This is a genomic window from Cupriavidus phytohabitans (assembly GCF_000426345.1).
GTDB lineage: Bacteria > Pseudomonadota > Gammaproteobacteria > Burkholderiales > Burkholderiaceae > Cupriavidus.
In genome coordinates this window covers 8,985-16,457 of sequence record NZ_KE384524.1, presented here as the reverse complement: position 1 = coordinate 16,457, position 7,473 = coordinate 8,985, and the positions used below count along the sequence as shown (strand labels likewise).

Genomic DNA, 7,473 nt, shown 5'->3' with positions numbered 1-7,473 from the left:
GCAAGGGCTGAACCCAATCCCGGATACGCCTCAACAATAACGCATCCGACCAATCGGACTTGGAGACAAAGTGGTGCAGTGCTTGATGCCGGGCACTGGCATGTAGTGGGTCAACTCGCGCTGCCATCGGTTCGACGCTCTTGCGCGACAACGGCAGCATCAGGCCAGTGCAGTAGCTCTCCAAGCCGGCGCGGCGATCTGCGTGTCCCAATCCCTCAGCCAAGTAGTTCATGTAATCCGCAAATCGGTCACGTGTGCTCATGCACTTCCACCTTTAATGAAGAAGTCCATATAATGCACTATTTTTTATGACACAGTAAGATTAATGAGTTGCTTCGCAGAGCTTGCGCAAACCTCCACCGGCGCGTTGTTGTGCACTGATGTTTTATTTTCGCCTACGGAAAATGCAATTAATCGCCGCGCTACCAAACCCAACAAAGGATGGAGCCAGCAGGCGAGGGGGTTGTCGGTCGTGATGTCACGTCGGGACTATGAAGGGTAGGCTCGGATATATTTTCACGATACCGTGAAAATACCGTTCGCCTTGCCTGAAGCTGGCTGGCCGTGATCTCGGAGAAGTTGGGTGGGGGTATTAGCCCTTGTGGGTCCAGCCAATCCGATGCCGCCCCTGTGTCGTCTCGTGCCGGGCATCCTCCTCGCTGTACAGGTAGCCGCTGGTCGTCGACAGCGGGCTGTGCCCAAAAGTTGTCGCGCGCAGCCAGAGCATTGAGGTGCTGGCCAACATCGCGGCTCGCGGTTCCCATGCCGGCACCCTAGACTCGAATCCCTCCCGTCAGGCATTGCAATGCCATTAGTTCGGGCGGCCCGTCACCTGGGCCGCCTTCCATGCGACAAATTCCGAAGGGCGCAAGCCGTAGCGGGCGAGTACGCCTTCGTGCAGCCGCCGGAGTTCTTCGACGACAAGCGCTTGCACGTTGTCACGGTCGGTGATTGGCACGGTTGCCATGACGCCCTGCCGAATCACGGATAGCGCATCCTGATCGGGTTGCAGCACGACGTCCCGGATCGCTTGTTTGATCACCTCACGCCAGGCGAGCCGTAGCGGGTCGGGTTCGGCCAGATTTTGCTTGATGGCCAGATACTCTTGGGTTGAGCGCTCGTAGGCCCAAACGAAGAGATCGCGCAGCAATTCCACGCGGCTCATCTCATACAGGCCCAGGATGGCCCGGCTATAAGCTTGCTCCGGCACATCCAGAAACGTGAGCGGACAAAGGTTGGCACGGAACAGCGGCAGATTGGCGACCAAGCGTGAGGTGCGTTTGTTGACGTCCGCGAAGGGCTGCAGGTAGGGCACGTGCACCAACACGAAGAATGACTGTTCGAAAGGATCCACAATCTGATTCACCTTGTCGAGCAGGACATCCAGGACTTCTTCAATCTGCTGCGGGGCAGACAGTGGGCGGTAAACACTTTTGCCGATGTCCACCGCGTGCTGGCGGAGCCGGCCTTCGTCGGCCGGGTTGGGCAACAAGTTTTCCGACAAGGCGCTATGCAGGTTCATCAGGGTATAGCGATCGAAACCAACCGTACCGATGTTCTCGACCAGCAGTTCGATGGCGGTCTTGTGGTTGAGGATCATCTGGGTTTCGATGGCCGCCTTGCCTTGGGCCGCCGTGCCATGCTCGATCAGCTCACGGGTATCCAGGCGTGAATAGGTGTTGCCCTCCAAATGACTCGAGGCCCATGACAGGTCGATCAGCAGCCGGTTCAGAATCGCCCGGCTATAGGTTCCGGCTGGAGCAGTGGCCTGCGCCGTCTTGCCCATCTTGTGAAGCTGGCGCCGAAGCGAGTCCGACAGATACCGTGTGACATTGGGGCGATAGGCGTCAAGGAAGTCGCGTTGGTAACCCACTGGTTTGCGCGCCTCCGGTGGCTGGTCGATATACGCGACGATGTCGCGGCTGTCGGCCGAAAGCGGGATGAAAACCGGGAAGCGGTCGGCGTCCTCGGCGGTCGCGGCAATCACCGTTGTCATCTTGCCGAAATAACGCCGGGCGCGCCCTTCGCCGACGGCCGAGACCTGTCCGCCATCGATCCATTGGCTGATCCAGCGCTGCGCGGTGCGCCGCGCAACGTCGGGATGCGCTGCGAGCAACTCACTGAGCGTCAGGCCAGCAGGGGCTGTTCGAATGCTTTGAAGCAGTGGGTGGGCGGTTGACATAGAGCGAGCGCGTGGCGCGGTTTGGAGACGAGAGTGGCGCGATTGTGGCGCAGTTCCTCAAACAGCGCCACGATTTGGCGCAGAAGCAGGGGCCCAGTCGCCCATGGATCGAACAAACTCAGGTAGTGCGTGGCGCACGCTGACGGGGAAACAGCGGTCGCGGAGCCGGGCGCCAGCGGGGATGGCGGAGCTTCCTGCCAGCCAGCGCCCAGCGCGCGGCCCCCGGTAGGCGGACAGCGTCGCCGCGCTCGCTGCGTAGGGCGCCACAGGGCGGCGACGGCTGCTTGGTCCGGACGGCGCGGCAATAGGGGGGGTTATTCCGCCATGCCCGCTTTTCGGGGAGAAGCAGACGGGCTTTATTTCGTGTTGATCCAGCCAATCCGATGCCGCGCCTGCGTCGCATCCTCCTCGCTGTGCAGGTAGCCGCTCGTTGTCGAGATCGACGCAAGCCCAAAATTATCCCGCACATAGCGCAGGTCGACCTGCCGGTCGGTCATGTGCGAGCCGGCGGTGTGGCGCAGCCAGTGCGCCGAGGCGCTGGCCAGGACATCGGCCTGCGCCTCCCACTCTGGCCCGCGCGCCCGCAGGCGCGCCGCGGCCATGCCAAAGACTTCCTTCAGGATCAGGTGGAGCGCCCCGCGCGACAGAGCCTTGTCGATCCCCTGGTCACGGCCGATCACCGGCAGCAGCAGCGGGCGCGTCTCGCCGGGGTGCGGGGTCGGCGCCAGCCCGTGGGGCGCGACGATAGCGCGCGAGTTCGGCGATCAGCTCGTCGGTGGCCGGCACCAGCCGGGTCTTGTTGCCCTTGCCGGTGACCCTCGAGCCACCAGCGCTCGACGCCCTGGGCATCGCGCCGGCAGAAGAACGCCCCCATCGCGATGCCGGTGACCTCGGCCGCGCGCAATCCGCCCAGGTAGAGCACGCTCAACAGCCAGCGGCAGCGCACCGCATGCAGGCGCTCGCGCGCGGTGGCGGGGTCGGTGGTCCCCGGCATCGCCGCGACGGCGTCTTTGACGGCGTCCCACAGCTCGTGGCTCAGGTAGCGCGTGATGCGGGGCTGCGTTGGCGCGCGCCGGCGGCGCGCCAGCGCGAGCGGATTGCCGGCCAGGTAGCCGGCCTCGGTGAGCCAGGCAAAGAGGGCGTTCAGGATCACCAGCGCGTGGCGCACGCTCGCCGGCGACAGCGGCCCGGCAAACGGGCGCCAGTCCGGGTGGGCGCGGCCGAGCTTCTTGCTGCCCGCGAGCACCCAGCGCGCGGCGGGCTGCGGGTCGGCCAGGAAACGTTCATAGACCAGCAGGTCCTCGTGGGTCAGCGACGACAGTGGCTTGCCCAGTTGTAGCACGGTCCACAGCAGCAGCCGCTCGACCTCGCGGCGGTAGGCGGTGAGGGTCGCGGCGCTGTCGGCATAGCGCGCGAGCCAGGCGGTGACGGCGGCGAGGTCGTCGGCCGCGGCGATGCGGGTGGCGGTGGCAGGCGCGCGGTTGCTGCCGGCGGCGCCGGACAGATCGGGCGGCAGTTGCAGGCGCTCGAGCGGGGTGGGCAGCGGGACCGCCAGGCTTTCCTTTCCAGGGGTTTGATCGGGAGTAGTTCCATGAGGCGGGTATCGGCCGAGGCACATGCCGTTTGCGTCAGTATAGCCGATTCCTTGACATAAGCGCACTTATGTCTAAAGTTGCGCGCGGATAGTTTGAAATATTGCGTATTACGTAGTAATATTTATTGATCCTAAGACACTTTTACCCCGATGGCCACCGCCGACCTAGACTTGACCGACGCCGCGCCCGACTTCGAGCGGTCTGCCGCCATGGCCGACGACATTGCCGCGCTGCGCGGCCGTTTTCCCGAGACCCGCGCGCTGTACCGCGAGGTCTGCGGCCTGCTGTTCTTCCGCTACGGCATCACCCCCACCGCCAACAAGCTCTATCAGCTGGTGCGCAAGGGCAGCATGGGCACCCCCGCCGAGGTGCTGCAGGCGTTCTGGCAGGAGTTGCGCGGGCGCACCCGCGTCACCATCGACCATCCGGATCTGCCCGAGGCCCTGAAGGACCTCGCGGCCGGGGCGGTGCAGACGATCTGGCAGGCGGCCAACGAGGGGTGATCGTGCTTTCGCTGCAAAACGATACACCGGCACGCGAAATCTTCTTTGAAACCAACAGTTTGTATACAACGACTTTTTCCACGAAAAGTTCTTTGCACAACTTGTTGATACAGAACGGTTTTCTTGCTGAAACCGTGTCAATCAGCATCGAAAGCACGATCACCCCGATGCCGCGCACTCCGAGACCGCGCTCGCGCGCGAGGAAGCCGCGGCGCTGGTCGCCCAGCTCGACACCGCGCGCCAAACCATCGAGGAGAATCAGGCGGCGCTGGCCGGGCAGCGCCAGGACCACGCCGCGACCCAGGCGCGGCTGGAGGCGGGCCGGGCGGAACTGGAGGCCGCGCGCCGGCAGCTGGACGAGTTGCGTACCCAATTCTCGACCGAGCTGGAGCGGGCCCGCGAGCAGGTGACCCTCGCCCAAGAACGGGCCGAGGCCAGCGAGCGCCGCGCCTTGCGCGAGATCGACGCGGAGCGCACCGTGCGCCAGCAGAGCGAGCGCACGGCCGAAGCGTTGCGCGGCGAACTGGCGGCGGCGCGCGCCGAGGCCCGCGACGCGGCGGTGGCGCAGGCCGCAAGAGGTTGAACCCCTTGTCGCGAGCAATGCGACGAACGGATTGGGTCAGATGGAACTTCCCATCGCTGAGGCGATGCGCGACGCGGATCCCGCCATTGGTGAAGCCAGTGGTGCAGGCGTCGGTAGTGGCAGCGTTGACACGCAGGCCCAACGCTTGGACTTCTGGTCGACAAGCCGGGATAGCGGCCCGACGGCGACCGTGTCATATCGGCGCCGGCGGTCTTACGCAGCCCCGGACGCTTCAACGGAAGACGTGGCACCGGAAGAATCGAGGGAAGCTGCCGCCTCGGCAGCGTTGAGGGAATCTGACGCGCCGGAAGCGCCCAGTGAAGCCATGCCCTCGGAAGCGACCACTGAAGCCGTGGCCGAAGCCCCGGTTGAAGTCCTGGCCACGGACGAACCGATGGAAGCTGCCGCCCAGGACGAACTGACCGAATCGGGCGCCCCGGTAGCACCGCTTGACGCCCCAGCTCCGGAAGCTGCGCCGGAAGAGACGCGGGCCCCGCAGCGCGGTCGGAAGCCGAAAGCGCTCACCGAAACTGCCGCTCCGGCAGCAACGCCGGAAGAGAGGCGGGCCCCGAAGCGCGGTCGGAAGCCGAAAATCCTAGCTGAAGTTGCCGCCCCGGAAATCACGACTCAAGAGACCCCAATCCGGACGCGCGGGCCGAAGCAGATAACGCTGCCTGGAGTGGAGGCTCCCCCGGAAGCGCCGACTCAGAAGACGCAAACCCGGAAGCCGCGACAGGGGAAAAAAGCGCCTACCGCAACAAAAAGCCCGTCCCAATCCTCACTGCTCGCTCAACTGGCATCTGTCAATGCGCAACTTGAGCAGTTGCGAGCCACGGAAGTGCCAAAGGTCGTGGAGGAGATTCAGCAGTTGATGCAGGAGTACGACCTCAGCATTGAGGACATTGCGGGCAAGCCCAGTGTTAAGCCCGCTGCCCGCGCTGTTCCGAGCAAGACGAAGGCCGCGCCGCCTCCGAGGTACCGCAACCCCAAGACGGGCCAGACGTGGTCGGGGCGCGGTAGGGCTCCCGCGTGGATTGGCAAGAAGCCCGAGCGTTTCCTAATCGATCTCTTGTACTGAACGGCAGGTTGGCGGGCGCGGCCGGTCCGCCCCCCATTCTGAGAAGAAGTGAGTCAAGGTTTTTCGCTAACAGTAGTCCCACTGAATTCTGCTCAAAGCGACATGTTGTCAGTTTCAAGTTCCGGGTCATCGTTGCGTGAGGGCTGTTCGCCCGTCACAAACTTCTATCCGCCGGACGCGTCCGGCATAGTCCTGCATGCGCGTGGGCGCGTAGAGGACCCGAATCCGACAAGCCCCATCTAGTAGTGGCGGTTGCGGAGCAACCAAATCAGAATGCGGGCCTGTCTACTTGTAACCGGTGCTACGTAACGACGAATGGACGAATTGAATCTGCTTGTTTCTACCCTCCGGTTCTTGCATTCTTCAGTACTGCGCCATCCGGTATGACCCCGTGCTCAAGGTAGCGCCACAATGCGATGACCAGCCGCCGCGCCACCGCGACAATGGCGATACGTTTGCCCCGTTTGTTCTGGGCATTGCCCAAGGTACGCTGCGTGAACCACCGCGCGATCGCGCTGTCGGGCTGATAGCGCAGCCAGAACCATGCCATCTCGATCAGCAAGGAGCGTACTCGTCGGTTGCCCTGCTTACTGATTCCTTGGTCGACCCGGCTTTCGCCGCTGTCGTAGGGCTGAGGTACCAAACCGACACAGGACCCCACTTGGCGCCGGTTATCAAAGTGTCGCCAGAATAGCTCGAGTACTAGTCGAGTAGCCCCCACTGGACCGACTGCCTTGAGTCGTTCGAGGTTGGCGATGCGTTTCTGTACGGGTTCCGATAATTGATCGATCAAATCTTTTTCGAGCTCAGCAAATTGCTGCTCCGCCAGGACTAGGCGCCGGCACTCCCTGGTTAGTCGCGCGTGCAGCTCTCGCGACAAGGGTGCGCCGTCGTGGCAGCAAAACTTTCCCATCGCGAGACGGGTTGAGACGTCGCCATTGACGTCCTGCCAGCAGCCCACCGTGCGCAGCAATTTGCGTATCCGGTCGCGATGCTGCATTACTTCTTTTTGTAGTTCGCCTCGGTCCCGTACGAGATGCCGTTGCGCTTCGGCTTCGATGCTTGGCACCCGTATCAAATGCATGCGGTCGTATTCACCGCGCAACCAGGCAAGCAGGCACATCATTAGCCTGATTGCGTCGAGCCGGTCGGTTTTGGCTCGCCTTGCGTGACGCTCGACCGGGATGCTGGCGGGATCGCAGATTAGGGGCTCATAGCCGAGCTTCGACAGGGCCCGCGCTATCCAGAAGCCGTCCTGGCCTGCTTCGTACAGAACGACCGTGCATATATGGGGCGCAAGGCCCCATCTCGTCTTGATTTCCTCAATCTGCTGCACCGCCTGCTCTAGGCGACAAGCCGCAGAACTAGCCGAAACCGTGTGGATTGCGGGTCTTTCGCGTTTGCCATCATGCACTGCGATCTTCCAAGATCCGCTCGATAAGTGCTCTGAGTAAACCAATTTCACGAATGAGAGTCAAATGCCAGTCATAAGAAGAACGAGCTGGCATCGCCGATGAAGTGCACCATCGAAT

At 63.1% G+C, this 7,473-nt stretch carries 4 protein-coding genes and 3 pseudogenes; 3 read left to right on the top strand and 4 right to left on the bottom strand.

Annotated features, from left to right (window positions below; translation table 11 throughout):
- The 3 genes and pseudogenes from K309_RS41465 to K309_RS39070 form a co-directional block, all read right to left on the bottom strand.
- Nucleotides 1–262: transposase (locus tag K309_RS41465; protein WP_198030923.1), on the bottom strand; the 262-nt coding region annotated here is incomplete at its 3' end.
- A gap of 549 nt (nucleotides 263–811) precedes the next feature.
- Nucleotides 812–2,182 carry a Fic family protein gene (locus K309_RS0135645; protein WP_029050582.1) on the bottom strand — a complete coding sequence of 457 codons (1,371 nt, stop codon included), beginning with the start codon at nucleotides 2,180–2,182 and terminating at the stop codon, nucleotides 812–814.
- 356 nt (nucleotides 2,183–2,538) lie between these two features.
- Nucleotides 2,539–3,775, bottom strand: a pseudogene (locus tag K309_RS39070) (tyrosine-type recombinase/integrase).
- 151 nt (nucleotides 3,776–3,926) lie between these two features.
- Here K309_RS39070 and K309_RS0135635 point away from each other — a divergent pair.
- The 3 genes and pseudogenes from K309_RS0135635 to K309_RS41455 all read left to right on the top strand — a co-directional run.
- Nucleotides 3,927–4,278, top strand: a pseudogene (locus K309_RS0135635) (DNA-binding protein); the annotation flags it as partial.
- 165 nt (nucleotides 4,279–4,443) lie between these two features.
- Nucleotides 4,444–4,851: pseudogene (locus K309_RS39065) on the top strand (DNA-binding protein); the annotation flags it as partial.
- A gap of 52 nt (nucleotides 4,852–4,903) precedes the next feature.
- Complete coding sequence (locus K309_RS41455) at nucleotides 4,904–5,941, top strand: H-NS family nucleoid-associated regulatory protein (protein WP_084402734.1); 1,038 nt, start codon at nucleotides 4,904–4,906, stop codon at nucleotides 5,939–5,941.
- 340 nt (nucleotides 5,942–6,281) lie between these two features.
- Here the strand turns inward: K309_RS41455 and K309_RS0135620 are convergent, their stop codons facing one another.
- Complete coding sequence (locus K309_RS0135620; protein ID WP_232232672.1) at nucleotides 6,282–7,406, bottom strand: IS110 family RNA-guided transposase; 1,125 nt, start codon at nucleotides 7,404–7,406, stop codon at nucleotides 6,282–6,284.
- Nucleotides 7,407–7,473: the final 67 nt, after the last annotated feature.

Coding starts and splice junctions, on each gene's coding strand:
- K309_RS0135645 (WP_029050582.1), bottom strand. CDS start 2,182: ATGTCAACCGCCCACCCACTGCTTCAAAGCATTCGAACAGCCCCTGCT.
- K309_RS41455 (WP_084402734.1), top strand. CDS start 4,904: ATGGAACTTCCCATCGCTGAGGCGATGCGCGACGCGGATCCCGCCATT.